At 73.0% G+C, this 26,016-nt stretch carries 21 protein-coding genes; 16 read left to right on the top strand and 5 right to left on the bottom strand.

What is annotated here, in order from left to right:
- The first annotated feature begins 8 nt into the window (after positions 1-8).
- Positions 9-707 carry a CBS domain-containing protein gene (locus G3576_RS17285; RefSeq protein ID WP_235952099.1) on the top strand — a complete coding sequence of 233 codons (699 nt, stop codon included), beginning with the start codon at positions 9-11 and terminating at the stop codon, positions 705-707.
- Between the two features lie 448 nt (positions 708-1,155).
- On the opposite strand, the gene G3576_RS17280 is transcribed toward G3576_RS17285, so the two are convergent.
- The 3 genes from G3576_RS17280 to G3576_RS17270 form a co-directional block, all read right to left on the bottom strand.
- Positions 1,156-1,737 carry a hypothetical protein gene (locus G3576_RS17280; RefSeq protein ID WP_164695668.1) on the bottom strand — a complete coding sequence of 194 codons (582 nt, stop codon included), beginning with the start codon at positions 1,735-1,737 and terminating at the stop codon, positions 1,156-1,158.
- 222 nt (positions 1,738-1,959) lie between these two features.
- On the bottom strand, positions 1,960-2,379 hold the full coding sequence (locus G3576_RS17275; RefSeq protein ID WP_164695667.1) for an OmpA family protein: 420 nt from the start codon (positions 2,377-2,379) through the stop codon (positions 1,960-1,962).
- Positions 2,379-3,599 carry a cupin domain-containing protein gene (locus G3576_RS17270; RefSeq protein WP_164695666.1) on the bottom strand — a complete coding sequence of 407 codons (1,221 nt, stop codon included), beginning with the start codon at positions 3,597-3,599 and terminating at the stop codon, positions 2,379-2,381. The genes G3576_RS17275 and G3576_RS17270 overlap by 1 nt, the downstream gene beginning before the upstream one ends.
- Positions 3,600-3,733: 134 nt before the next feature.
- Between G3576_RS17270 and G3576_RS17265 the strand changes: the two genes are divergently transcribed.
- The 3 genes from G3576_RS17265 (at position 3,734) to G3576_RS17255 (ending at position 10,246) form a co-directional block, all read left to right on the top strand.
- Positions 3,734-8,395, top strand: coding sequence for an NAD-glutamate dehydrogenase (locus G3576_RS17265; protein ID WP_164695665.1), 4,662 nt, complete (start codon positions 3,734-3,736; stop codon positions 8,393-8,395).
- Between the two features lie 74 nt (positions 8,396-8,469).
- Complete coding sequence (locus G3576_RS17260; protein WP_164695664.1) at positions 8,470-8,967, top strand: mismatch-specific DNA-glycosylase; 498 nt, start codon at positions 8,470-8,472, stop codon at positions 8,965-8,967.
- Positions 8,968-8,977: 10 nt separating this feature from the next.
- Positions 8,978-10,246 (top strand): MFS transporter, encoded by a 1,269-nt coding sequence (locus G3576_RS17255; RefSeq protein WP_328729273.1) that lies wholly within the window; start codon positions 8,978-8,980, stop codon positions 10,244-10,246.
- Between the two features lie 68 nt (positions 10,247-10,314).
- On the opposite strand, the gene G3576_RS17250 is transcribed toward G3576_RS17255, so the two are convergent.
- Complete coding sequence (locus G3576_RS17250) at positions 10,315-11,229, bottom strand: LysR family transcriptional regulator (RefSeq protein WP_164695662.1); 915 nt, start codon at positions 11,227-11,229, stop codon at positions 10,315-10,317.
- 104 nt (positions 11,230-11,333) lie between these two features.
- Between G3576_RS17250 and G3576_RS17245 the strand changes: the two genes are divergently transcribed.
- Together G3576_RS17245 and G3576_RS17240 are read left to right on the top strand one after the other, a co-directional pair.
- Positions 11,334-11,966, top strand: a complete 633-nt coding sequence (locus tag G3576_RS17245) for a pyridoxamine 5'-phosphate oxidase family protein (RefSeq protein ID WP_164695661.1) — start codon at positions 11,334-11,336, stop codon at positions 11,964-11,966.
- A 38-nt stretch (positions 11,967-12,004) separates the two neighbouring features.
- Positions 12,005-12,967 (top strand): Bug family tripartite tricarboxylate transporter substrate binding protein, encoded by a 963-nt coding sequence (locus G3576_RS17240; RefSeq protein WP_164695660.1) that lies wholly within the window; start codon positions 12,005-12,007, stop codon positions 12,965-12,967.
- A gap of 275 nt (positions 12,968-13,242) precedes the next feature.
- Here the strand turns inward: G3576_RS17240 and flgE are convergent, their stop codons facing one another.
- The gene (gene flgE, locus G3576_RS17235; protein ID WP_164695659.1) at positions 13,243-14,550 is read right to left on the bottom strand and encodes a flagellar hook protein FlgE; all 1,308 of its coding nucleotides are present in this window, start codon (positions 14,548-14,550) and stop codon (positions 13,243-13,245) included.
- Between the two features lie 298 nt (positions 14,551-14,848).
- Here flgE and G3576_RS17230 point away from each other — a divergent pair, with 298 nt between their 5' ends.
- From G3576_RS17230 to G3576_RS17185, 10 genes are all read left to right on the top strand, one after another.
- The gene (locus G3576_RS17230) at positions 14,849-16,114 is read left to right on the top strand and encodes a flagellar hook-length control protein FliK (protein WP_164695658.1); all 1,266 of its coding nucleotides are present in this window, start codon (positions 14,849-14,851) and stop codon (positions 16,112-16,114) included.
- A gap of 12 nt (positions 16,115-16,126) precedes the next feature.
- A complete protein-coding gene (locus tag G3576_RS17225) occupies positions 16,127-16,840 on the top strand; it encodes a flagellar hook assembly protein FlgD (RefSeq protein WP_164695657.1) in 714 nt (237 codons plus the stop codon).
- Positions 16,841-17,075: 235 nt separating this feature from the next.
- Positions 17,076-18,755: a flagellar basal-body MS-ring/collar protein FliF gene (gene fliF, locus G3576_RS17220; RefSeq protein ID WP_164695656.1), complete on the top strand. Its 1,680-nt coding sequence runs from the start codon at positions 17,076-17,078 to the stop codon at positions 18,753-18,755.
- A gap of 2 nt (positions 18,756-18,757) precedes the next feature.
- Positions 18,758-19,768 (top strand): flagellar motor switch protein FliG, encoded by a 1,011-nt coding sequence (gene fliG, locus G3576_RS17215; RefSeq protein WP_456237347.1) that lies wholly within the window; start codon positions 18,758-18,760, stop codon positions 19,766-19,768.
- On the top strand, positions 19,765-20,445 hold the full coding sequence (locus G3576_RS31290) for a FliH/SctL family protein (RefSeq protein ID WP_207622864.1): 681 nt from the start codon (positions 19,765-19,767) through the stop codon (positions 20,443-20,445). Before fliG ends, G3576_RS31290 begins: the two co-directional genes overlap by 4 nt.
- Before the next feature lie 10 nt (positions 20,446-20,455).
- On the top strand, positions 20,456-20,788 hold the full coding sequence (fliN, locus tag G3576_RS17205; RefSeq protein WP_164695654.1) for a flagellar motor switch protein FliN: 333 nt from the start codon (positions 20,456-20,458) through the stop codon (positions 20,786-20,788).
- 4 nt (positions 20,789-20,792) lie between these two features.
- On the top strand, positions 20,793-22,136 hold the full coding sequence (locus tag G3576_RS17200) for a sigma-54 dependent transcriptional regulator (RefSeq protein WP_164695653.1): 1,344 nt from the start codon (positions 20,793-20,795) through the stop codon (positions 22,134-22,136).
- A gap of 3 nt (positions 22,137-22,139) precedes the next feature.
- Positions 22,140-24,233: a flagellar biosynthesis protein FlhA gene (flhA, locus tag G3576_RS17195; protein WP_164695652.1), complete on the top strand. Its 2,094-nt coding sequence runs from the start codon at positions 22,140-22,142 to the stop codon at positions 24,231-24,233.
- Positions 24,234-24,237: 4 nt separating this feature from the next.
- On the top strand, positions 24,238-25,206 hold the full coding sequence (locus G3576_RS17190) for a flagellar biosynthesis protein FlhF (RefSeq protein WP_164695651.1): 969 nt from the start codon (positions 24,238-24,240) through the stop codon (positions 25,204-25,206).
- Positions 25,203-25,946 carry a nucleotide-binding protein gene (locus G3576_RS17185; protein WP_164695650.1) on the top strand — a complete coding sequence of 248 codons (744 nt, stop codon included), beginning with the start codon at positions 25,203-25,205 and terminating at the stop codon, positions 25,944-25,946. Before G3576_RS17190 ends, G3576_RS17185 begins: the two co-directional genes overlap by 4 nt.
- Positions 25,947-26,016 lie beyond the last annotated feature (70 nt).

The raw sequence follows: 26,016 nt of genomic DNA, 5'->3' as shown, positions 1-26,016 counted from the left end.
ATTGCGCCATGACCAGTCTTCGCGCCCGTGACCTGATGACCGCCGATGTCGTCACCGTGCCGCCCTCGACCCCCGTGATCGCGATCGCGCGGTTGCTGGCGGATCGCGGCATTTCCGCCGTGCCGGTGGTGGGCGCCGATGGAGCCGTTGCCGGCATCGTGACAGAAGCCGATCTGATCCGCCGCCTGGCGGGGGAGGATGACAGGCCTGCGGGGTGGCTGGCTTCCATGTTCGCCAATCCCGCGCGGGATGCGGAGCGCTATGCGCGCACCCATGGGATGACGGCGGCGGATGTGATGACGGAAGGCGTGGTGGCGGTGGATCCGGACACGCTGGCTTCCGTCATCGCGCACATGATGGAGGATAAGGGCATCCGCCGCGTGCTGGTGACGGAGGGCGGGCGGCTGAAGGGCCTGGTGTCCCGCGCCGACCTGTTGCGGGCGCTGGTGGCGCCGGCGCCGGAGGCGGGGGAATTGTCCGATGATCGCATCCGTCGCGCGGTGATGGCCGCGATGAAGCGGGAGCCCTGGGCGGACACCTTCTACGCGCTGGTCGATGTGAAGGACGGCGTGGTGGAGTTCCACGGCTTCAGCCGGAGCGCGGCGGTGCAGCGGGGCTTGCGCGTGCTGGCGGAGAATGTGCCGGGCGTGAAGGGCGTGGTGGACAACACCCAGCCCATGCCGACGTATTTGTTTGCCGCCGCCTGACGGCGGCCCGGTTCAGGCCGGAGAGGCATGTCACCGCTCAGACGCCGGGCGGCCCCTCCGGGGCCTTGGCTTCGCGGCATAAGCCGCGGGCGCCGTTCGGCGCCTCGGCCCGCCTGAAGAGTGGCGGGCCGCTTGCCGCCGCCTGACGGCGGCCCGGTTCAGGCCGAAGAGGCCTGAACCGGCTCAAGCGCCGGGCGCGCGCTCCGCGCGCTTGGCTTCGCGGCATAAGCCGCGGGCGCCGTTCGGCGCCTCGGCCCGCCTGAAGGGCGGCGGGCCGCTTGCCACCGCCTGAGGGCGGTTGTGTAGCGCCTTACCCCCACCCCGACCCTCCCCCGCAAGCGCGGGGGAGGGGGCTGGTTGCGTCGTTGGCACTCCCTCCCCCGCGCTTGCGGGGGCTTGCGGCGCTGCTGCGAGGCCGAAGGCTGGTCGGGGTGGGGGGTTTGGCTTCTCAGTACCCCCGCCGCCCGCGGCCGGGGCCGTCGGAGGGGTCGCTGTCGGTCAGGCCGGTGCGGTAGCCGCCGCCGCGATAGCCGCCGCGGCCATTGCCGGGGCCGTCCGACGGGTCGCTGTCGGTGATGCCGGTGCGGCGGACGGGGGCGCTGCGGTAGCCGCCGCGGCCATTGCCGGGACCGTCCGACGGGTCGCTATCCGTGATGCCGGTGCGGCGGACGGGGGCGCTGCGATAGCCGCCGCGGCCGCCGCCGGGCGGGTCGTTCGGGTCGCTGTCGCTGATCCCGGTGCGGCGCGCATAGCCGCCGCGACCAAAGCCAGGGCTGTCATTCGGATCGCTGTCGGTGACGCCGCTGCCGCGATGGCCGCCGCGCCCATTGCCCGGCGCGTCCGACGGGTCGCTGTCGCTGATCCCGGTGCCGCGGCGCACCACGGGCTGCTGGTAGACGGGCTGCTGCACATAGACGGGCTGCTGCGGCACGCAGGCCGCCAGGGCCGGGGCGGCGCCGCCAAGCGCGGCCAGGCGGAGGACGAAAAGCCGGCGGCGCAGCGGGGGCTTTTCCTCGGGTTGGTCGGTCATCCGGCGCTTTCCTCGGTCCTGGCTAGCGGGCCTTGCCCTGGCCCTTGGCTGGGTGATCCACGAAGCGCGGGATCCTGTCGCGGCGACGGAAGCGGCCCCGGATCGAGGGGGCTCCGTCACAAAACACATCCTTGCGCATATTCTGCCGATGTAACAGGGCGACGGTAACAGACCGCTTAAGGGCGATTGTTTCGCCGCGCTTCACGCGGCGCCCCGCCGGAGTCACGGCAGCGTGGGCAGCACCACGATGGTGACGGCGCGCGCCTCCGGCTCGCTCTGCCGTCCGCTGAAGGCGGCGACGCGGGCCTCGGCGCGGATGCGGTCGCGCTCGATCCCCTGCTGGGACAGGGCCTGCGCCACGGCGCGGGCGCGCTGGGCGGCGATCTGGGTGCTGGTGCCGGCGCCGGCGCTGCGGTCGGCATGGCCGAAGACGCAGATGTTGCGGTCGCGATCGCTTTCCGCCAGCTGTGCCGCGGCCGCGATGGCGCTGCGGCCGGCGTCGCGCAGCGTGGTGCTGCCGCGGGTGAAGGGCACGGCGAAGACGTCATCCTCCAGCGCCTCCGCGCCGACGCAGGAGAAGCTGCGCGGCTGGGCCGTGGCGGGACCGGCCAGGAGGAGCAGGGCGAGGGCGAGCAGGCGCATCAGGCGGACCGCGCCAGCAGGCCGGCGGCTTCCAGCCGGGCCAGCAGGCCGGGGGCATCGAGGCCGGGGGCCTTGGCGGCCAGCTCGGCTTCCGTGACCTCGGGGCGGGAGAGCAGCCAGGTGGCGGCCTCGGCCTCCGCCGGCGTGACGGTCAGGCTGCCCTGCGCGGTCTTCAGCACCCAGTCGGCGCCGCGGCGGACGGGCTTGGCGCCCGGCGCCAGCACGCGCCAGGCGGGGCCGCCATCCTCGGCGGGGCCTTCGGCGGAACCCAGGCCGCGCGCGGCGAGGATGTCGTAGCCGCCGCGGCTGAAGCGGTAATTGGCCACGAACTGGCCGAGCACCTGCAGCACCTTGGGATCCCTGCACAGTTCCTGGAGGCGCTGGCCGAGCAGCCCCGCGCGCTGCGTCAACGCGAATTGCGCCGCCGCGCTGCCATCCTGGCGGGGGAGGGGCTTCCTGAATTCCGCGTCATAGAGCACCCGCTCCGCCAGCATGTTCATCAGATCCATGCCGAGCGGCGCATGGACGCCATAGGCGACATGGACGGAGGAGGGCGCCTCCGCCAGCGCGTCGTGGTACCAGCCGCGGGGCAGATACAGCAGGTCGCCGGTCTTCATGTGGACGGTGCCGCGGAGCTTGCCGCGGGCCTGGTCGTGGTGGGATTGCGGCTGGCCCCGGAAGGCGGGGTGCGGGATGGGGTAGTCCGCGCGGCCTTCCCAGATGTTCCAGGACTTCTCGCCCTCCACCTGCACGGCCCAGACATCATGCGTGTCGTAGTGCGTGTGGAAGGCCTTGTGGCTCTGCCAGCTGATGTAGACATTGGCCTGGGCCTTGCCGAGGCCGGCACCCTCCAGCGCCGCGGAGATGCCGGCGAGGCCCGGCGTCAGGCTGTCCACGTCGTTCATCACCACGCTGGCGCCCTTGGCGATCCAGGCCTGGACCAGCTTCGCGTCGGGCTGAAGGACGGCGGCGTTGTCGCGGCTGGTGGCGCGGGTGCAGAACTGCTCGGCGGGCACCGCCTGGCTGTCCAGCACCAGCTTCAGGCTGGCGGAGGTCCAGATATGGGACATGTCCAGCAGCCGGTTGATCTGCCGCCAGGACAGCACCTGCGCGAACTTGGCCGGGGTGCCGCGGATGTGCAGCGGCGCCTTGTCGTAATGCTCCGCGAAGAACTTGTCCGGCGTGACGGGCGCGAGGAGCGCGGCGAGATCATCGATCATGGGCGCGAGCCTACCGCACATGGGCGTGATCCGTCATCCGACCTCGGGGGTTGCGGCCGGTGGTGCGGCGACGCCACCTTCCAGGGACCGCGCTGCACCCGATCCGGTGACAGGTGCGGCAGGAGGAAGGCGCGATGAACGACGCGGCGCGGGAACAGGACGGCGTGCGGCCCCTGGTGCTGGCGGAGGCGAAGGCCGCGCTGGGCCGGCTGGCGCCGGGGCTGCCGCCCATGGCGGCCGAGCTGCTGACCCGGCTGCAGGAGGCGGTGCCGACGGCGGAACTCGCCGCCACGCCGCCGGAGGCGCTGGCGGAGGCGGCGGCGAGCCTCTTCGCCTTCGCCGAGCAGCGCCGGCCGCGCCAGACCAAGGTGCGGCTGCTGCCGCCGGGGCCCGGCCGCAGCCTGGCGGTGGCGGAGATCGTCACCGACGACATGCCCTTCCTGGTGGACAGCGTGCTGGCGGCGCTGGCCGTGCAGGGGCGCGTGGTGCGGCAGCTGCTGCATCCCGTGCTGCGCGTGGCGCGGGATGCGACGGGGGCGCTGGTCTCGCTGGCCGGCGAGACGCCGGAGAGCATGATGCGCATCACGCTCGGCCCTGGTGTCGCGCTGCCCTTCGCGGGGGTGGCGGGAGACTGGGCGGGTGTGGAGGCGGCGCTGGTGCGCGCCATGGGCGATGTGCGGCTCGCCGTCGATGATTTCTCGCCGATGCTCGCGCGGCTGCGCGACGCCGCTGGCGAGATGCCGCCCGAGGAGGAGGAAGCGCGGGAATTCCTGCGCTGGATGGGGGAGGACAATTTCGTCCTGCTCGGCCATCGCCGCCTGGCGCTGGGCGAGGCGGGGCTGTCGGTGGCGGCGGAGGAGGATCTCGGCCTGCTGCGGGACGCGAATGTTCCCGTCTTCGACGCGCTGCGGGACCTGGCGGCACTGCCCGGCGCGGTGCGGGCGAATCTCGGGCGGCTGGAGGCGGTGACGGTCGCCAAGGCCAATATGCGCGCGACGGTGCATCGGCCGCAGCACGCCGATGTGGTGATGACGCGCATCGCGGATGCGGTGGGGCGCGTGACGGGGGTGCGGCTGTTCCTCGGGCTGTTTGCCGCCGGGGCCTATAACCGCAACCCGCGATCCATCCCGCTGCTGCGCGCCAAGGTGCTGCGCATCCTGGCGGCGGCCGGGCTCGACCCCGAAAGCCATGACGGGCGGGCGCTGCGCAACATCCTCGACACCTGGCCGCGGGATGAGCTGTTCCAGGCGCCGGAGGCGGCGATCCTCGCGGGGTGCCGGCGGGCCCTCGACCTGCAGATCAGGCCGCGCGCGGCGCTGGTGGTGCGGCGCGATCCCTTCGAGCGATTCGCGAGCGTCATCGCCTGGCTGCCGCGCGACACCTTCGACACGCAGATGCGCGAACGCGTGGGCAGGCTGCTGGCGGAGAGCTTCGGGGGCAGGCTCTCGGCCTTCTACACGCTGCTCGGCGATGCGCCTCTGGCGCGGGTGCATTACGTGATCGGCACCACGCCGGGCGCCGTGCCGGCGGTGGAGGAGGCGGCGCTGGAGGCGGCGGTGGCGCAGGCCACGCGCGGCTTCCGCGACCGGCTGGAGGAGGCGTTGCTGCGCGAGGCCGGCGCGGAATACGGCGCGCAGATGCTGGCGCGGTGGCGAGATGCCTTCCCCGCCGGCTATCGCCAGGCGGAGACGGTGGCGACGGCGATCGGCGATCTGTCGCTGGCGAATGAGCTGACCCATGGCGGCAGGCCGCGCGGCCAGCTGACGCGCCCGCCGGGCGGCGGGCCGCGCAGCGTGATGCTGCGCCTGGCGAGCCCGGACGGGCCGCTGGCGCTGGCCGATGCGCTGCCGCTGTTCGAGAGCCTGGACCTGCGCGCGATCGAGGAGGTGCCCTATCGCCTGGACCCCGTGGGCGGGCCCGTCGTGGTGCTGCATGTCTACCGGCTGGAGGCGCGGGCCGATGTGGAGGAGGAACGGCTGCATGACGTGGCGGGCGCGCTGCACGCGCTGCTGCGCGGCGATGTGGAGGCCGATGGCTTCAACCGCCTGGTGCTGCGTGCGGGGCTCGACTGGAAGGAATGCTGGCTGCTGCGGGCGATGTATCGCTGGCTGAAGCAGGTGGGCTTCCCCTTCGCGCAGGACAGCGTGGAGGCCGCGCTGGCCGCGCATCCCGATGCCGCGCGCATCCTGGTCGACCTGTTCCACCAGCGCTTCGCGCCGGATGTCGCGGAGCGGGACGAGGGCAAATTCGACGATGCCTGGCGCACGCTGCTGGATGGCGTGGCGAACCCCGATGAGGACCGCATCCTGTCCCGGCTGCGCACGGTGCTGGATGCGATGCTGCGGACCAATTTCTTCCAGGTGAAGGACTACATCGCCTTCAAGATCGACAGCGCGAAGGCGGGCGACATGCCGGCGCCGCGGCCCTGGCGGGAGATCTTCGTGCATTCGCCGCGGATGGAAGGCTGCCATCTGCGGGCCGGCCCCGTCGCGCGCGGCGGCATCCGATGGTCGGACCGACGGGAGGATTTCCGCACCGAGGTGCTGGGGCTGATGAAGGCGCAGCGGCTCAAGAACGTCGTCATCGTGCCGACGGGGGCCAAGGGCGGCTTCATCCTCAAGCACCCGCCGCCGTCGTCCGACCGTGATGCCTTCATGGCGGAAGGCATCGCCTGCTACCGCACGCTGGTGCGCGGCATGCTGGACCTGACGGACAACTACGCCGCGGATGGCAGCGTGGTGACGCCGGATGCGGTGGTGCCGCGCGACGGCGCCGATCCCTACATCGTCGCCGCGGCGGACAAGGGCACGGCCACCTTCAGCGACATCGCCAACGGCCTTTCCGCCGAGTACGGCTTCTGGCTCGGCGATGCCTTCGCCAGCGGTGGCAGCGCGGGCTATGACCACAAGGGCATGGGCATCACCGCGCGTGGCGCCTGGGTGATGATCGACCGGCATTTTCTCGAGCTGCGCGGCGCGGGGGTGCAGGAGGCGGAATTCACCTGTGCCGGTGTCGGTGACATGTCGGGCGACGTGTTCGGCAACGGGTTGCTGGTGTCGGCGAAGACGAAGCTCGTCGCGGCCTTCGACCACCGGCACATCTTCATCGACCCGGATCCCGATCCGGCCGTGTCCTTCGCCGAACGGCAGCGGCTGTTCGCGCTGCCGCGCTCCTCCTGGGCGGATTACGAGGCGCGGCTGCTCTCCAAGGGCGGCGCGATCCTGCCGCGCAATGCCAAGACGCTGCCGCTCTCGCCCGAAGCCCGCACGCTGCTGGGCATCGAGGCGGAGCGGGCGGAGCCCGCGGCGATCATGCGCGCGATCCTGACGCTGAAGGTGGACCTGCTCTATTTCGGCGGCATCGGCACCTATGTGAAAGCGGGCACGGAGACGCAGGCGGAAGCGGGCGACCGCGCGAACGATGCCATCCGCATCGATGGGCGCGAGATCCGGGCGAAGATCGTCGGGGAGGGTGCGAATCTCGGCGTGACGCAGGCCGGGCGCATCGAGGCGTCCCGCGCCGGCGTGCGCATCAACACCGATGCGCTCGACAATTCCGCGGGGGTCAGCACGTCCGACCACGAGGTGAACATCAAGATCCTGCTGGCGGAGGCGGAGCGGGAGGGCGTGCTGACGCGGCGCCAGCGCGACGAATTGCTGGCGGCGATGACGGAGGAGGTCGGGCAGCTGGTGCTGGCCGACAACCACGCGCAATCCATCGCGCTGAGCCTGGAGGCCATGACGGCGGTGGAGGACCTCTCCGCCCATGCGGCGCTGATGGCGCGGCTGGAGGCGGCGGGGTTCCTGGACCGTGCCGTCTCCGTGCTGCCGGATGCGGCGGCGATCCGGGCGCGGGCGGCGGCGGGGGAGGGGCTGACGCGGCCCGAGCTCGCGGCGCTGCTGCCGGCGGCGAAGCTCTGGCTGGCGGAGGCGATCGAGGAGAGCGGGCTGGCGGAGGAGGCGGCGCTGGCGCCGCTGCTGGTCGACTACTTCCCGACCGCGCTGCGGGAGCGATTCGGCGCGCAGATCGCGCGGCACCGGCTGCGGCGCGAATTGCTGGCGACGGCGCTGTGCAACCAGGTGGTCAACCGGCTGGGCGTCGCGGCGCTCGGGCGGCTGGCGGGGGCGACAGGATCGGGTGCGGCGGTGGCGCGGGCGGCCTGGCTGGCGGGCGCGCTGTTCGGGGTGGAGAGGGCGGCGGCGGCCATCGATGCCGCGGCGGCGCCGGCTGCCACGCGGCTCTCGGCCCTGCTGGCGCTGCGGCGGCTGGAGGAGGGGGCGGCGCGGGAGTTGATGGCGGGGTCGGCTGGCACGCTGGAGGCCGCGCTGGCGGCGCTGCGACCGGGGGTGGCGGCGCTGGTGGCGGCGGAGGTGGCGGCGCCGGGGGCGGAGGCGGCGCTGCTGCGGGAGGCAGGGATTCCGGCGGAGCCTGCCGCGCTGGCGGGCGCCGCGCCGCGGCTGGTGGCGGCGCCGGCGGTGGTGCGGCTGGCGGCCGAGACGGGCGCCGATCCCGCGGCTGCTGCCGGCGCCTGGCGCGCGGTGGGCGAGGGTTTTGCGCTGGAGGCGCTGCGTGCGGCGGCGGAGGCTGCGCGCGCCACCGGTCCCTTCGCGGCGCGGGCCAAGGCGGAGGTGCTGGCGGACCTCGCCGGCGTGCAGGCGAGGCTTGCGCGGGCCCGGCTGCAGGGCGGTGCCGCGCCGGCGGATGCGGAGGCCGCGCGCCTGGCGCGGGAGGCGGCCTCGGTTGGCGATCTGGTCGCCATCGGCGTCGCGGCCCGTGCCCTGGCGGCGGTGGCGTGACGACGGTCCAGGCCCGTCTCGGGCCTGGCGGATGGGGTCTGGGGAAGGCAGCGCCTTCCCCAGCGACGCCCGACGTGCTCCCAGACGTTCTGGGATGGGGCCTCCGCCTCGTCTTCTGCGGCACGGCGGCGGGCCCCGAATCCGCGCGCCTCGGCGCCTATTACGCCGGCCCGCGCAACGCCTTCTGGCCCATGCTGGCGGAGGCCGGGTTCACGCCCGGGCTGCTGCGCCCCGCGGAGTATGCGCGGCTGCGGGACCACCGAATCGGCTTGACGGACCTGTCCAAGACCGGGCGCGGTATGGACCGGGATCTGTCCCCGGGGGATTTCGACATCGATCGTTTCTGGGCTGCGATGGAGTATTGGGCGCCGCGCGCCATCGCCTTCACGAGCCAGGAGGCCGGCGCGCTGGCGCTCCGCCGCCGCAAGCGGGAGATCGCCTTCGGGGCGCAGCCCGGGGTGCCGGGGCGGCCGGCGATCTTCGTGCTGCCGAGTCCCTCGGCCGCCAATGGCCATTGGGCGAGGATGCGTCACCACTGGCATGACTGCGCGCGCGCCACGGGGTTCGCGTGAGGCTGTTCGCGTGAAGGGGCATCGCGGCGAGACCAGGCGGATCTGGGCCTGGGCCTTCTATGACTGGGCGAACAGCGCCTTCCCGACCGTGGTCTCCACCTTCGTGATCGCCGCCTATTTCGCGCAAGGGATCGCGCCCGATCCGGCGACGGGCCAGGCGGCCTGGGGCTGGATGCAGTCGGCGGCGGGCTTCGGCGTGGCGCTGCTCTCGCCCCTGCTGGGCGCGCTGGCGGATGCGGGCGGGCGAAGGCGGCTGATGCTGGGCTTCTTCACGCTGGTGCTGTCGGCCAGCACGGCGATGATCTGGTTCGCGAAGCCCGACCCGGCCTTCATGACCTATGCGCTGGTCTGCGTCGGGCTTGCCACCATCGCCTTCGAACTCGGCACGGTCTTCTACAATGCGATGCTGCCGAGTGTCGCCACGCCGGAGCGGATCGGGCGCGTCTCGGGCCTCGGCTGGGGGCTCGGCTATGCGGGCGGGCTGGTTTGCCTCGCCATCTGCCTGGTGCTGCTGGTGCAGCCCAATCCCTCGCCCATCGGGCTTGATCGCGGGCAGGCGGAGCATGTGCGGGCGGCGGCGCTGCTGGTGGCGGCCTGGCTGCTGGTCTTCGGCTGGCCGGTGCTGGTGGCGGTGCCGGATGCGCAGGGCCCGAAGCCGGGATGGGGGGAGGCGGCGCGGCGTGGCCTGGGCGAGATCGTGGCGCTGGTGCGCACCCTGCCGCGCAACCCCTCGCTGGCGCGCTTCATCCTCGCGCGCCTGTTCTACACGGACGGTCTCAACACGCTCTTCGCCTTCGGCGCCATCTATGCCGCCGGCGTCTTCGGCATGGGGATCGACCGCATCCTGCTCTTCGGCATTGCCATGAACGTGACGGCGGGGCTGGGGGCGGCGGGCTTCGCGCTGGTGGAGGACCGGATCGGGTCGCGGCAGATGGTGCTGCTAGCGCTGGCGGCCATGCTGGTCTTCGGCACGGGGCTGCTGCTGGCGACGACGGAGCTGGGCTTCTGGGTGCTGGCGCTGTCCCTCGGCCTGTTCTTCGGCCCGGCCCAGGCGGCGAGCCGTACCTTCATGGCCCGGCTGGCGCCGCCGGAGGAGATGGCGGCGCATTTCGGCTTGTTCGCGCTGTCCGGCCGCATCACGGGCTTCCTCGGCCCGGCGGCGCTGGCGACGGTGACGACGGCGACGGGCAGCCAGCGGCTGGGGATGGCGACGGTGCTGGTGTTCCTCGGCGTGGGCGCGGCCATCCTGCTGACGGTGCGCGACCCCGTCAGGCGCTAGAGCACGATCCGTCCAGTTGGACGGATCTCGTGCTCTAGAAGTTATTGTTTCTAAAGCACGAAATCCGATCAAGCTGATTCAGCTTGATCGGATTGTGCTTTAGCGAAGTGCCAGTCGGCCCGCGCGACGGCGAGGTCGATGAAGGCGCGCAGGGCGGCGGAGAGAAGGCGGGAGGCCGGGTGGACGGCGTGGATGGGCAGCGCGGGTGGTTCCTGCGCCGCCAGCACCACGCGCAGCCTGCCGGCGGCGACGGCATCCTTCACCTGGTAGCCCAGCACCTGGGTCAGCCCCTGGCCCTGCTCCGCCGCCCAGATCGCGGCATCGGCGCTGTTGGTGGTGAGCCGCGGCTGCACGGCCACGCGATGGTCGCCCGCGAAGCGCCATTCCGGCGCCTCCGCCAGGCCGGTGAAGCCGATGGTGGCGTGGCGTTGCAGGTCGCCGGGATGGGCCGGCGTGCCGTGGCGGTCGAGATAGGCGGGGGCGGCGACGACGACGCGCCGCGTCTCGCCGAGGCGCTTCGCGACCAGGCCTGAATCCGGCAGCGGACCGATGCGGATGGCGAGGTCCACGCCTTCCTCCACCAGGTTGATCATGCGGTCGTTGAGCAGCAGCCGGACGGAGACTTCTTCGTGTTGCGCGAGGAAGTCGGCGACCAGCGGCGCGACATGCAGGCGGCCGAAGACGGCGGGGGCCGTCAGGGTGAGGCGCCCGGCCGGGCGGCCGCGTTCGGATTGGGCGCTGTCCTCGGCTTCCCGGAGTTCGGCCAGGATGCGGCGGGCGCGTTCCAGGAAGCGGGCGCCGGCATCGGTGAGGGTGACGGAGCGCGTGGTGCGGGTGAGGAGCCGCACGCCCAGCCTGTCCTCCAGCGCCGCGACCTGGCGGGTGACGGCGGAGGGGGCGAGGCCGAGATGCCGCGCCGCGGGGGCGAAGCCGTGGCGGTCCACGATGGTGACGAAGGCGGTCAGCGCGTCGAAGCGGTCCATGCCGTCATTGCGGTGCAGGCAATGATGAAGTGTCAAGGATCCTGATTATCGCCGTGGTGGCAATGGAGGAGGATCGGCGCCGTCATCCCGGAAGGAGCGGACCCATGACCCGTGCGACCACCCATGCCGAGATCGACGCCGCGGCTCCGTCGAGCGACGTCGCCTTCACGCCCGCGGTCAAGGAGATCCAGGCGCGGCGCGGGTCGCGCGGCAGCTACGCAAGGATGGAGGCGCGGGGCGGCTGGGCGACCACCGTGGCGCCGGACCTCGCCGCCTTCATCGCGGAGCAGACCAGCGTCTTCCTGGCGACGGCGAATGCGGAGGGGCAGCCCTACATCCAGCATCGCGGCGGCCCGGCGGGCTTCCTGCGCGTGCTGGATGACCGGACGCTCGGCTTCGCCGATTTCCGCGGCAACCGGCAATACATCACGCTGGGGAACCTGGCGGAGAATCCGCGCGCGCATCTCTTCCTGATCGACTACGCGCATCGCCGACGCATCAAGATCTGGGGACGCGCGCGCGTGGTGGAGGATGATCCGGCGCTGCTGGACCGGTTGCGCATGCCCGGCGATCCGACGCCGGTGGAACAGGCGATCCTCTTCGAGATCGAGGCCTGGGACGCGAATTGCCCGCAGCATATTCCCCAGCGCTTCGAGGCCGCGGATGTGGCGGCGGCGCTGGCGGCGCGCGATGCGCGGATCGCGGCGCTGGAGGCGATGCTGGCGCAGCGGGCATAGTCGGGTAGGCTCCCTGCAACCAAGGTTGGAGGAACGCCATGCGCCTGAACCGCCGCGCCCTGATGGGCGCTGCCGCCACGCTGCTGCCCTTGCCCGCGGCGGCGCAGCCGGGATGGCCCAACAAGCCCGTGCGCTTCATCATCCCCTTCGCGCCGGGCGGGCCGGTCGAGATCCCCGCGCGTTTCATCGCGGAGCATCTCCAGCGGAAGCTCGGACAGCCCTTCATCGTGGAGACGCGGCCGGGGGCGGGCGGCCTGTTGGGCACGCGCGCCGTGATGGCGACGCCGGATGCGCACAACTTCCTGTTCACGACATCGGCCATCAGCATCCTGCCCGCGGTGATGCGCGACCCCGGCTATGACCCGATCGCGGATTTCATGCCGGTCTCCATCGTGATGGATGCGCCGATGGGCGTGCTGGTGCGGCCCGACAGCCCGATCAGGGACCTGGCCGACCTCGTGGCGCGGGCCAAGGCGGCGCCGGGGAGCATTTCCTTCGCCACCGCTGGCAATGGCGCGACGACGCATATGGGGGGCGAGCTGTTCAAGGCGCTGGCGGGGATCGACCTGCTGCACGTCCCCTATCGCGGCGCGGGGCAGAGCGTCACCGCGCTCTATGCGGGGGATACGGACCTGCTGATCGTGGGGCTGCTGGAGACGATGTCGCATGTGCGGGAAGGCCGGCTGCGCGCCATCGCCGTGACATCGCCCGCGCGCAGCCCGGTGCTGCCGGAGGTGCCGTCGCTCGCGGAGGCCGCGCCGGGCTATGGCGTGACGATCTGGTACGCGATGTTCGCGCCGAAGGGGACGCCGCCGGCGGTGGTGGAGACGCTGGCGGCGGAGATGGCGCTGCTGGCGCAGGGATCGAGCCTGGCGCAGCGGCTGGAGGCGGCGGGGGCGCAGCTCGTGCTCTCCGGCCCAGGGCCGCTCGGGGAGCGGATGCGCGTCGAGGTGCCGATGTGGAAGCGCATCGCGGAGCGCGCGAATATCCGGCTGGACTGAGGCCTGCGGGGCGCGGCGGCCATCCTGGCCGCCACGGTCCCGGCGCGGCCCGCGGCATCCTGTCGCGGGTGATGGGGGCGGCATCCTGCCGCGGGGTATGGGCTGCGGCGTCCTGCCGCGGGGTATGGACTGCGGCATCCTGCCGCGGGGTATGGGCTGCGGCATCCTGCCGCGGGGTATGGGCTGCGGCATCATGCCGCGGGGCACAGCATGCGGCGTCCTGCCGCGGAAGGCGGGGGCGGCGATCCTCGCCACCCCCGGAAGGCAGGGCCGCGTCAGCGCTTCAGGTTGACGGTCTCCTGCAGCAGCTCATCGGCCGTCGTCACCAGCTTGGCGTTGGCGGAATAGGAGCGCTGGGCGACGATCAGCTTCGAGAATTCGGCGGCGATGTCGACATTGGAGCCCTCGATCGCGCCGGCCTGCAGCGTGCCGGTGCCGTTGGCGCCGATGGCGGAGACCTGCTGGCGGCCGGCTTCCTGCGTCAGCGCGAAGGCCTGGCCATCCAGCCGCTCCAGCGCATCCGGATCGGCGAAGGTCACGACGGGCACCTGCGCCACGGTGCGGCTTTCGCCATTGTCGTAGTTCACCACCACCTTGCCATCGGCCTGGGTGGTGACGGAGGCGAAGGCGCCGGCCGGGCCGCCATCCCGCTGCACGCTGCGGAGTTCGTAGGCGCTGCCGCCATACTGCGTGACGCCGGCCGTCGATCCGAAGCGGCCGAGGTCGATGCCGATGGTCTGGTCGGCGCCGCCGAAGCTGCCGGTGACGTTGAGCAGGGCATTGGCGGGGTTGGCGGGATCGTAGCGGCCGACGGTGTTGCCATCGGCGTCCAGCACCGCCCCGATCGTGCCGGCGGGGGCGCCGTTGGTGCCGAAAGTGACGGTGAAGGTGCCGAGCTCGGTCGCCGCGCCGCTGCCGGCAGCCGGGCGCGTGACCGCCAGCGTCCAGCTGTTCTCCGCCTCGCCCCGCGTCCAGCCGAGATCGACGGGATGGAGGTTGCCGAGCTGGTCATAGACCTGCGCCCGCGTCGAGCCGGTGGCGCCGGCCTCGGCGCTGGCGGGCAGGTTGGCGGAAAGGGTGACGGCCTCCGTCGGCTCCGGCGGCAGGCTGGCGCGGTCGATGCGGATGGGGGAGAGGCTGGTCATGTCCGGCGTGCCGGTGGCGGGATCGACCCGCCAGCCCTGCAGCACGTCGCCGCTGCCATTCTGCATGTAGCCCTGACTGTTCAGGCTGAAATCGCCGGCGCGGGTGAACATGGCGCGGCTGTCGAAGGCCATGCCCTCCGTCCCGCCGGCGATGGGGCGCGCCACGCTGAAGAAGCCGCGGCCGCTCAGCGCCAGGGCGAGCGGGTTGTCCACCTGGCTGATGGTGCCCTGCACGTCGTTGGTGGCGACGGTGTTGGCGACGACACCGCCGGTGTAGCGGCTGGTGCCGGCATTGATCACCATGTCCTCGAAGCTGGTGTCGAGGCGCTTGTAGCCCGTTGTCTGGCTGTTCGCGACGTTGTCCGAGATGTTCGCGATGGCCCTTCCCTGGGCCGTCATGCCGGAGACGGCGGTGGCGAGGGAGTTGAAGAGCGACATGCGGCTGACCTTGGTTCCTGTGGGTTCGCCCGAAAGCTGATCGCCGCCAGGGGGAAGCCTGGGGAGGCGGTGCCGGGGACAGGGCAAGGGGCGTGCCAAAGCGTGAGGCAAGGATTAAGGCCGGGTTTACGCGGATCGGCCGGCTTTACCGCCCGGCAATAGATGCCGGGGCGGCAGCCTTGGCCGGGCCGGAATTGTCCCGCGTGACGGGAAAAGCCTTGGCGAAGCGTGAAGGGGCGGGTGGCCCGTTCATTGCTGTTCATAGCTTCGGCACCTTTGCCGGGGATCACCACCGATCATGCTGTCCCGACTCCCGAATGCCGCCCCCGCCGGGGCCTCGGCTTCCGTCCCCGATGCGGGCCGGGCGCCATCGCGCGCCCCCGCCGGCTTCGCCCCCGCCGGTTTCGCCGAGGTGCTGCGGGAGGCGGAAGCGCCGCCGCCGGAGCAGCAGCGCACGGCCGTGAAGGGCGAGGCCGCGCGGCCGGAGGGCGAGGTCGCGGCGGAGGTGCCGACGGGCGCGCCGGAGGGCGCGGAGACGAAGCAGGCCGAGGCGGGCCTCGAGCCCCCCGTGGCGGCGGAAGCCGGGCCGGTCCCGGCCGAGCCGGCCGCTGCCGGACAGGCCGCCGTGCCGCCCGCCGCCGCGCTGCCCGCGCCGCCCGCCGATGCCGCGCTGGCGCTGGCCATGGCCGGCGCGGTCATGGCGGCGCCACCTGCCGAAGCCCCGTCGGCCGAAGGCGCGGCGGGCGAGGTGCCGAGGGGGGGCGAGGCTTCCGCCAGCGCCGCGCCGGCGCCGCAGGCCCTGGCGTCATCCGCCCTGCCGGGCGCAGCGCCCGGCCCCGCCCCGCTGCCGGGCGCTGCGCCCGGCCCCACCGGTGAGAAGGTGCAGTCGCCGGAAGCCGGTGCCACCCCCGCCCGGGAGGCCGCCCCGGTCGCCACCGCGGCCGATGCCGCCCCGATCGAGGCGCCCCTGGCCGCGACGGGCCAGGCGACGGCGCCCTCCCCCGATACCGCGCTCGCCCCGCCGGTGCCCGCCAGCAGCCCGCACCAGGCGCTGGCTGCCGCGGCGCCGATGGAGGCCCCGCCGGCCACGCGCCCCTACGCCACCGCCATCCCCGCGCAGCAGGTGTCGCCGGTGATCGTGGCGCAGCTGGCCAAGGGGGGCGATGCCTCGCGCCTCATCGTCCAGCTGCGCCCGGCCGAACTCGGCGGCGTGGAGGTGGCGGTGGAAGGCGGGCGGGACGGCGCCACGCAGGTGCGGATCACGGTGGAGCGGCCGGAGACGCTGGCGCTGCTGAACCGCGACCGCGGCGCGCTGGAACAGGCGCTGCAGGAAGCGGGCATCCAGGCGAAGCCGGAGACGCTGAGCCTGAACCTGGGCGACCCCGGCCAGCGAGACGGCCAGGCCGGCGCGCAGGCAAGCGGCCAGCAGGCGGACAAGGGCGGCGGCGAGGGCCGACGCGGCCCGGCGCTGCCCTGGGGCCGCCAGGGCGGCCATGCCGCCGAGACGATCACCATCCCGCCCCCGCGCCTGCTTGCGCGCGGGCTGCTCGACCTTGCTCTCTAAGGGAGGATCCCGATGACCACCGCGACCACCGCCGCCGCTGCCACGACGGCACGCACCAGCACGGCCAGCACCAGCACGACATCCGCCAATGCGGCGACGAGCTCCGCCGCGGCCAGCGCCGCGCGCTCGCTCGGCGGGGACATGCAGACCTTCCTGAAGCTGCTGACGACGCAGCTGCGCAACCAGGACCCGACCCAGCCCATGGACCCGAACCAGCTGACGCAGCAGCTGGCGCAGTTCGCGGGGGTGGAACAGCAGATCGCGACCAACCAGCACATGGAATCGCTGCTGACGCTGCAACGCACCTCGGCCCTGGTCGCGGCGACGCCGATGATGGGGCGGGAGGTGGAGGTGGCCTCCGACCACCTGCAGCTGTCGAACGGCACGGCGCAGGAAGTGCGGCTGCCCGCCGCGACAAGCACCGTCACGCGCGCGCGCGTGGCGCTGACGGACAGCACCGGCGCGGTGATCCGGGATGCCGTGGTGCAGCTGGGCGCCGGGACCACGAGCTGGAGCTGGGACGGGAAGAACGCGCAGGGCCGCGCGCTGGCCGATGGCCGCTACGGGCTGACGGTGACGGGCGTGGACACCACCGGCGGCAGCACCGGCACGCTCTCCGCCGTGGTGGCGGGCACGGTCACGGGCATGTCGCAGGACCGGGATGGCGTGCAGCTGGCGGTCGGCGCGCTGACCACGGGCTTCGATACCTTGCGCCGCGTGCGTTGAAGGAGGGGCCGGGCGCGGGGCACCCGGCAGGGAATGCCGGTGCCACGCACCCGGAATCAATGGCTTGCGAGGCGTTGTTTCGCCTTGAAATGACTCAATAACCGATGCCACCGGAACGGGCCGCGGTTAACAGGAGGTAAAGGCACCCGGCAGAAGATGCCCACCGCGCGGCAGGACGCCGCCCGGGAGATCGCATGGTGCGCAAGCTTGCAACGGGCATGAAGGCGGGGCGGTGATGGGTGGCCTCGGCAACCTTCTGGCGGTCCTCCGTGGCCTCGGCCCCGCGCGCCTCATCGCGCTGGGCAGCGTCGCCGTCGCGACGCTGGGCGTCATCGGGTTCCTGGCCCTGCGCAGCGCCGATGCGCCGATGGCGCTGCTCTATGGCGATCTCGACCAGCGTGATGCGGCGCAGGTGGTGCAGGCGCTGGAACGGGCCCGGGTGCCGCACCGCATCAGCCAGAACGGCGCCGAGGTGCTGGTGCCGGTGGAGCAGGTGGCGCGGCTGCGCCTGCAGCTGGCGCGCGATGGCATTCCCGCCGGCGGGTCCGTCGGTTACGAGATCTTCGACCGCCAGGGCGGCCTGACCGCGACCCCCTTCCAGCAGGACCTCAACCGCGTGCGCGCGCTGGAGGGCGAGATCGCGCGGTCCATCCGCACGCTGCACGGCGTCTCCGCCGCGCGCGTCCACCTGGTGATGCCGCGGCGCGAGCCCTTCTCGCGGGAACGCGGCGAGGCGCAGGCGTCCGTCGTGCTGCAGATGCGGGGCGCGCAGCGGCTGGACCGGGAGGGCGTGCAGGCGGTGCTGCACCTCGTCTCCGCCGCCGTGCCGGGGCTGAAGCCGCAGAACGTCTCCATCGTCGATGGCCGCGCCGAATTGCTGGCGCGCGGCGGCCAGGCGCTGCCGGGGTCCGAGCAGGGCCTGGCGTTGACGGCGGAGGAGATGCGGCGCGCGCAGGAGATGCGCATCGCCCGCGGCGTGGAGGAGATGCTGGAGCGCACGCTCGGCACGGGCCGCGTGCGGGTGGAGGCGACGGTCGAGCTGGATACCGACCGCGTGCAGATCACCGAGCAGCGCTTCGATCCCGACAACCAGGTGCCGCGCAGCACCGCCTCCTCCACCGAATCGTCGCGCAGCGGGGAGCCGCAGAACGTCTCCGTCGCCAACCAGCTGCCCGGCGCGCCGACGACGCAGTCCTCCGGTCCGCAGACCTCCGAGAACAAGCAGGAGGAGACGACCAATTTCGAGATCGGCCAGACCAGCCGCACCACGGTCCGCCAGGCACCCGTGCTGAAGCGCCTGTCCGTCGCGGTGCTGGTGGATGGCGTGATGGATCCGGGCGATGGCACCGCGGCGCCGCGCTTCCGGGAGCGGAACCGCGAGGAGCTGGACCGGATCGCGGCGCTGGTGCGCGGCGCCATCGGCTTCGACGAGCGCCGGGGCGACCGGCTGGAAGTGGCGAGCCTGCGCTTCGCGGAGCCGATGGGCGGCCCGGCGGCCGAGGATGTGCCGAGCCTGCTGGCTTCCCTGCTGACGCCCGCCGTGGTGACGCGGCTGACGGAAAGCGCGCTGCTGGCGCTGGTGGCCCTGATGGCGCTGCTGCTGCTGGGCCGGCCCGTGGTGTCCCGCATCACCGCCTCCCTCCAGCCGCAGGCGGCGCTGGCCGGCGCGGGCGGGGGCATGCTGCCGGAGGATGGCGCGGCGCTGGCCACGACGCCGGCCGGCGCGCTGCCCGGCCCCGCCGGTGCCGTGGCGGAAGGCGCCGCCGCCACGCCGGAAGAATACGTCGATGTCGCGATGGTGCAGGGGCAGCTTCGCGCCTCCTCGCTCAGCCGCGTCTCGGCGCTGGTCGAGAAGCACCCCGATGAGGCGCTGGCCCTGATCCGCCGCTGGCTGTCGCCGGAGGACCGCCGATGAACATGACCTATTCCTCGACCGCGACGCTGTCCGGCCCGCACAAGGCCGCCGTGCTGATGCTGGCGCTGGGCGAGGAACGCGCGGCGATGCTGCTCGGCCGGATGCATGATGACGAGGTGCGCGACGTCTCCGCCGCCATGGCGTCGCTCGGGCCGGTTTCCGCGCCGGTGGTCGAGCAGCTCTGCAACGAGTTCAGCGACGCGCTGGGCGATGCCGGGTCGCTGATGGGCGGCTGGGAGGCGACGGAGCGTCTGCTGCTGCGATCCCTGCCCAAGGAACGCGTGACGCAGATCATGGATGAGCTGCGCGGCCCGGCCGGGCGGACCATGTGGGACAAGCTCGGCAACGTGAATGAAAGCGTTCTCGCGAACTACCTGAAGAACGAATACCCGCAGACCGTCGCCGTGGTGCTGTCCCGCATCCGGCCGGACCATGCGGCGCGGGTGCTGTCGCTGCTGCCGGAAGCCTTCTCCATGGAAGTCGTCATGCGCATGCTGCGCATGGAAAGCCCGCAGGCGGAGGCGCTGGAGGGCGTGGAGCGCACGCTGAAGGCGGAGTTCATGTCGAACCTGGCGCGCGCGTCGCGCCGCGATCCGCATGAGCTGATGGCGGAGATCTTCAACAACCTCGACCGCTCCACCGAGAACCGCATGATGGCGGCGCTGGAGAGCGTGTCGGACGACAGCGCGGCGCGCATCCGCCAGCTGATGTTCACCTTCGAGGACCTGAAGCGCCTCGACAACAACGGCATCCCCGTGCTGCTGCGCGCGGTGGAGAAGGACAAGCTGGCGATCGCGCTGAAGGGCGCGTCCGAATCGCTGCGGGAGATGTTCCTGCGCGGCATGTCCGAACGCGCCGGCCGCATGCTGCGCGACGACATCGCGGCCCTCGGTCCCGTGCGCCTCAAGGATGTCGAGGAAGCGCAGGCGATCATCGTCGCGCTGGCCAAGGACCTCGCCCAGCAGGGCGCGCTGCGCCTGACCGATGGCGCGCAGGAGATGATGGTCGAATGAGCATGCCCGACGAAGGTGGCGCGGGCTGGATCGCCGCGCTGCCGCGGCCGCTGTCCCGCGCTTCCGCACTGGCGGGCACGCCCTATGCCTTCGCGCTCGACGACTTCAGCGACCAGGAGCCGGATGTCGTGGCGCCGGAGCCCGAGCCGGAACCCGAGCCGGAGGTCGATCCGCTGCCCGCGCTGCTGGAGGCCGCGCGGGCCGAGGGATTCGCAGCCGGGCGCGAGGCCGGGCGCGACGAGGCGTTGCGCAGCATCGAGGCGGCGGCGGCGGCGACGCTGCGCGACGCGGCCTCCGCCCTCGCGCTCGGCGTGACGGAGGCGCGGGAGGTGGCGGAGGCGACGGCGGATGCGGTGGCGCGCGCGGCGCTGGCCGCGGTGGTCGCCGCGCTGCCGACCCTGGCCGCGCGATGCGGGGAGGCGGAGGTGATCCGCTTTGCCAGCGCGCTGCTGCCCTGCCTGGCCGGAGAGCCCGGCGTGACGCTGCGCGTGGCGCCGGAGCTGGTGGCGCCGGTGGCGGCGCGCTTCGCCCATGAGGCGCGGCTGGAAGTGATGCCGGATGCGACGCTGTCCCGCGGCGATGCCCGCGCGACCTGGCGCGGCGGGGAGGCGGCGCGGCATGCGGAAGCGGCGCGCCGGGTGGTGATGGATGCATTCGCCGGCTTCGGCCTGGCCTGAGGAGCGCAACATGAGCGAAAATCGCAATCCCCTGGTGCTGGACGAGCTGAAGGAGGGCGACCCCGCGCTCCGTCGTGCGGCCGGCAATGGCACCGGCGACCTCGGCGCCATCTACGACATCCCTGTCCAGGTCAGCGCCGTGCTGGGCCGCGCGACGATGCAGGTCAGCCAGCTGTTGAAGCTCGGCCGCGGCGCGATGATCGAGCTGGACCGCAAGCTGGGCGAGGCCGTCGACATCTACGTCAACAACCGCCTGGTGGCGCGCGGCGAGGTGGTGATGGTCGGCGACAACCGGCTCGGCATCACCATGACCGAGATCGTCAAGACCGACCGGGCGGGGTGATCGCATGTCCCGCCTGCTGATCCTCGGCGCGCTGTCCGGTCCGCTCGGCGTCGCCGCGCGCATGGCGCAGTCCCGCGGTGCGGCGATCGCGCAGGCGGACAACCTCGGCGCCGCGCTGGCGCATCTGCGCGGGCCGGGCGCGGACCTCGTCTTCTGCCATGTCGGACATGACGTGGCGGCGCTGCTGCGCGGCATGGCGGCGGAACGGATCGCCTGCCCCGTCATCGCCTGCGGGCCGGAGGAGAATGCGGTGGAAGCCATCGCCGCGGTGCGCGCGGGAGCGCGGGATTTCCTGCCGCTGCCGCCGGATGCCGACCTGATCGCGGCCATGCTGGAAGCCGCCGCCGGGCATGGGGAGGGGACTCAGGCGCCGGTGGCGCGCGATCCCGCCATGCTGGCGGTGCTGGCGCGCGCGAACCAGGTGGCGCGGGCGGAAGCGAGCGTGCTGATCACCGGCGAGAGCGGCACGGGCAAGGAAGTGCTGGCGCGGCACATCCATGCCGCGAGCCGCCGCGCGCGCGGCCCCTTCGTGGCGCTGAACTGCGCCGCGCTGCCGGAGGCGCTGCTGGAGAGCGAGCTGTTCGGGCATGAGAAGGGCGCCTTCAGCGGCGCCGTCGCCGCCCGCCGCGGCAAGTTCGAACAGGCCGATGGCGGCACGCTGCTGCTGGACGAGATCGGCGAGATGGACCCGCGGCTGCAGGCCAAGCTGCTGCGCGCGATCCAGGAGCGGGAGGTGGACCGCCTGGGCGGCACGCGCCCGGTCAAGGTCGATGTGCGCATCCTGGCCGCCACGAACCGTGACCTGGCCGCTGAAGTCCGCGCCGGGCGGTTCCGGGAGGATCTCTATTTCCGCCTCGACGTGGTGCGGCTCAAGCTGCCGCCGCTGCGCGAGCGCCCGGCCGACATCCTGCCGCTGGCCGAGCATTTCGCGCGCCGCTACGCCGATGCCAACGGGCTCGATCGCCGCCCCTTCGCCGCCGCCGCGCGCGCCGCCCTGCTGCGCCATCCCTGGCCCGGCAATGTGCGGGAGCTGGAGAATGCCGTGCACCGCGCGGTGCTGCTGGCCGAGGGGCATGAGATCGGCGCCGAGGCGATCGAGCTCGCGCCCTGCGCGCCCGCGAGCCTGCCGGTGGCCGCGGCGCCCGGCGGCGTGGAGGCGCTGGTCGGGCGGAAGGTGGAGGAGGTGGAGCGCGACCTCATCCTCGGCACGCTGTCGCATTGCCTCGGCAACCGCACGCGGGCGGCGGAGATCCTCGGCATCTCCATCCGTGCGCTGCGCAACAAGATCCATGACTACCGCGCTTCCGGCCTCTCCGTGCCCGCGGCGCCCGGCTATGCGGTGGATTGATCGATGAGCACGACGACGACGCGCTTCTCCGTGCCCGGCTGGGTCTCCGACGCCAGGCCGGGCGGCGACATCGCGCTGGCGCTCTGCGTCGTCGCGCTGCTGGCGATCATGCTGGTGCCGTTGCCGACGGTGCTGCTGGATTTCGGCCTCGCGGTCTCCATCACCTCCTCCGTCCTCGTGCTGATGGTGGCGCTGTTCCTGAACCGGCCGCTGGAATTCACCAGCTTCCCGACGGTGCTGCTGCTGACGACGCTGCTGCGCCTCGGCCTCAACATCGCGACGACGCGCGCGATCCTGACGCATGGGCATGAGGGCCCGGCGGGGGCGGGGCAGGTGGTGTCCGCCTTCGGCGCCTTCCTGATGGGCGGCGACGTGCTGATCGGCCTCGTCGTCTTCGCCATCCTGCTGATCGTGAACTTCATGGTGGTGACCAAGGGGTCGGGCCGCATCGCGGAAGTCGCGGCACGCTTCAGCCTGGACGCCATGCCGGGCAAGCAGATGGCGATCGATGCCGACCTGTCCGCCGGCATCATCGACGAGACGGAATCGCGCCGCCGCCGCAAGGAGCTGGAGCAGGAAAGCGCCTTCTACGGATCGATGGACGGTGCCGCGAAGTTCGTGCGCGGCGACGCCATCGCCGGCATCATCGTGACCTTCGTGAACCTGCTGGGCGGGCTCGCCATCGGGCTCGGCCGGCATGGCATGCCGCTGGCGGATGCCATCCAGTCCTACTCCCTGCTGACGGTCGGCGACGGCCTGGTCAGCCAGATCCCCTCGCTGCTCGTCTCCGTCGCTGCCGGCATCGTCGTGACCAAGGCGGGGGCGGAAGGGCGTGCCGACCAGCTGCTGGCGACGCAGCTCGGCGGCGGGCCGAAGCCGCTGGCGATCGCGGCGGGCGGCGCGGTGCTGATGGCGCTGATGCCGGGCATGCCGGCGCTGCCCTTCCTGGCGCTGGCCGGCGCGGCCGGCGGCGCCGCCTGGATGGGCCGCAACGCCAAGGGCGCGACCCCCGCCGAGGCCGCCGGCGCCGTCCCCGCCGCCGCCAGCGCAGCGGCGAGCGAGGAGGCGCAGGCGCAGGAGGCGCTGCGCGTGGATGGCGTGCGCGTCGAACTCGGCTACGGGCTGCTCTCGCTGGCCGCCGGCGACGCGCCGCGGATGACCGAGCAGATCCGCGCGCTGCGGCGCACCTTGGCGGCGGAGATGGGCTTCATGCTGCCCTCCATCCGCGTGCAGGACAACCTGACGCTGGAGCCCGACCAGTACCTGATCCGGATCAAGGAGCTGGAGGCGGGACGCGGTTCGCTGCGCGCGGCGCGGCTGCTGGCGATCGATCCCTCCGGCGGCGAGCCCTCGCTGCGCGGCGAGCGCTGCCAGGAACCCGCCTTCGGCCTGCCCGCCGTCTGGATCGAGGAGCAGCAGCGCGAGGAAGCGCTGGCCAGGGGCTGCACGGTCGTGGATGCCGCGGGTGTCCTGGCCACGCATCTCACCGAGATCATGCGCGAGAACATGGCGGAGCTGCTGTCGCACGCCGATACGCGCAAGCTGCTGGACGGGCTGCCGGAAGAGCAGCGCCGCATCGTGCAGGAGATCATCCCCGCCCAGGCCAGCATGGGCACCGTTCAGCGCGTGCTGCAGACGCTGCTGGCGGAGCGCGTTTCCATCCGCGACCTGCCGACGATCCTGGAGGGCATCCAGGAAGCGGTTTCCGCCGGCGCCCGCGCGGTGCCTGCCATCGTCGCGACGGTCCGGCTGCGCCTGGCGCGGCAGCTGACCGATGCGGCGCGCGGTCCTGCGGGACATGTGGCGCTGGTCTCGCTCGGCGCCGAATGGGAAGCGGCCTTCGGGGAGGCGCTGGTCGGGCCCGCGGAGGACCGCCAGCTGGCGATGGCGCCGTCGCGGCTGACGGAGTTCGTGCGGCGGCTGCGCGATGCGCTGGACCACGCGGCGGCGCAGGGGGAGACGCCGGTCGTCGTCTGCTCCGGCGCCATCCGCACCCATGTGCGCGCGGTGGTGGAACGCTTCCGGCCGATGACGACCGTGATGGCGCAGGGCGAGATCCATCCGCGCGCCCGCATCCGAACCCTCGGACAGGTCTGACACCATGCGAATCCGGGTGTTGAGAGCGGCCTCCATGCCGGAGGCCATGGCGCGGCTGCGGGAGGAGCTGGGGCCGGATGCGGCGCTGCTTTCCAGCCGCCCGGTGAATGGCGGCGTGGAGGTGACGGGCGCCCTCGACCTCGATGACGAGGAGGAGGAGCTGCCGGTGCTGATCGGCGCGCCGCCGCGCGCGCCGCTGCCCGCCGCCTGCCGGCTGCGTGCCACCGACGATGCGGCGGCCATCGCGCTCGACTTCCACCGCGTGCCGGAAGCGCTGGCGCGGCGCCTGGCGGCGGCGCCGCTGGAAGCCTCGCTGGAAGCGAGCCTGCGCTTCGCGCGGCTGCCGGATGGCGTGGCGCGGCCGCTGCTGCTGGCGGGCCCTGCCGGCGCGGGCAAGACGCTGACCTGCGTCAAGCTCGCCGCGCGCCGCGTGCTGGGGGGCGAGGAGCCGCCGCTGGTGATCAGCGCGGATGCGGAACGGCCGGCCGCGGCGGAACAGCTGGCGGCCTTCACCACGCTGCTGGGCGCGACGCTGGCCGTGGCGCTGACGCCCGCCGCGGCGGCGCTGGCGATGGAACAACGCAGCCCGGGCCAGCCCGTGCTGATCGACACCGCCGGCTGCGATCCCTTCGACCCCGCCCAGGCGCGCATGATCGCGCAGCTGATCGCGGTGACGGGTGCGGTGGTGGCGCTGGTGCTGCCGGCGAGCACGGATGCGGCGGAAGCGGCGGACCTGGCGCGCGCCTTCAGCGCGCTGGGGGCCACGCATCTGGTGGCGACACGGCTCGACGCCTCGCGCCGCATCGGCGCGGTGGTGTCCGCGGCGGCGACGGCGGGGCTGGCGCTGGCGGAAGCCGGCACGGGGCCGCAGGCCGCGGATGGGTTGACGATGATGGAACCGGCCTGGCTCGCCGCCCGGCTGCGGCAACGATCGCATATCGAGGTCTCCGCGTGGGAGGGAGTGGCACCATGAGCGCTGGAAACGGCCGCCTGATCGCCGTGGCTTCCGGCAAGGGGGGCGTGGGCAAGACCTGGCTGTCCATCACGCTGGCGCAGGCGCTGGCGCAGCGCGGGCTTCGCGTGCTGCTGGCGGATGCGGATTTCGGCCTGGCGAATGTGGATGTGCAGCTCGGCATTCATCCCTCGATCGACCTGATGAACGTCCTGACCGGCCGCGCCAGCTTCAAGGGCGCGGTGGTGCGGCACGAGGAAGGCGGGTTCGACGTGCTGCCGGGCCGTTCCGGCGGCACCGCCATGGCGAACCTGCCGACCGAGGCGATCGAGCATGTCGGCCTGCTGATGCGCAGCGCCGCCAATGCCTGGGACGTGGTGGTGCTCGACCTCGGTGCCGGGCTGGCGGCCGGCAACCGGCATCTGGCCGCGGTGGCGGATACGCTGCTGGTGGTCACGACCGATGAGCCGACGAGCCTGACGGATGCCTATGCCGTGCTGAAGCTGCATGGGCGCGACCGGCCGGATGGCGATGCGCGGCTGGTGGTGAACCAGGCGCGGGACGAGGCCGCGGGGCGGCGCACGGCGGCGGCGCTGCAGCATGCCTGCCGCACCTTCCTGCGGCGCAACCTGCCGGTGGCCGGGATCCTGCGGCGCGACGACCGCGTGCCGGATGCGATCCGCAAGCAGGCGCCGCTGCTGCTGCGCTATCCCAATTCCATGGCGGCGATGGACGCCACCGCGCTCGCCCGCGCGCTGTAGCGCGGGCGGATTCACGAAGGGTCCGGTGCGATGCACCGGGCCCATTCTCGTGGTCGTGACGAGCGCATGA

It is taken from the genome of Falsiroseomonas algicola (assembly GCF_011040385.1).
GTDB lineage: Bacteria > Pseudomonadota > Alphaproteobacteria > Acetobacterales > Acetobacteraceae > Falsiroseomonas > Falsiroseomonas algicola.
This window is presented reverse-complemented; position numbering and strand designations above follow the sequence as displayed.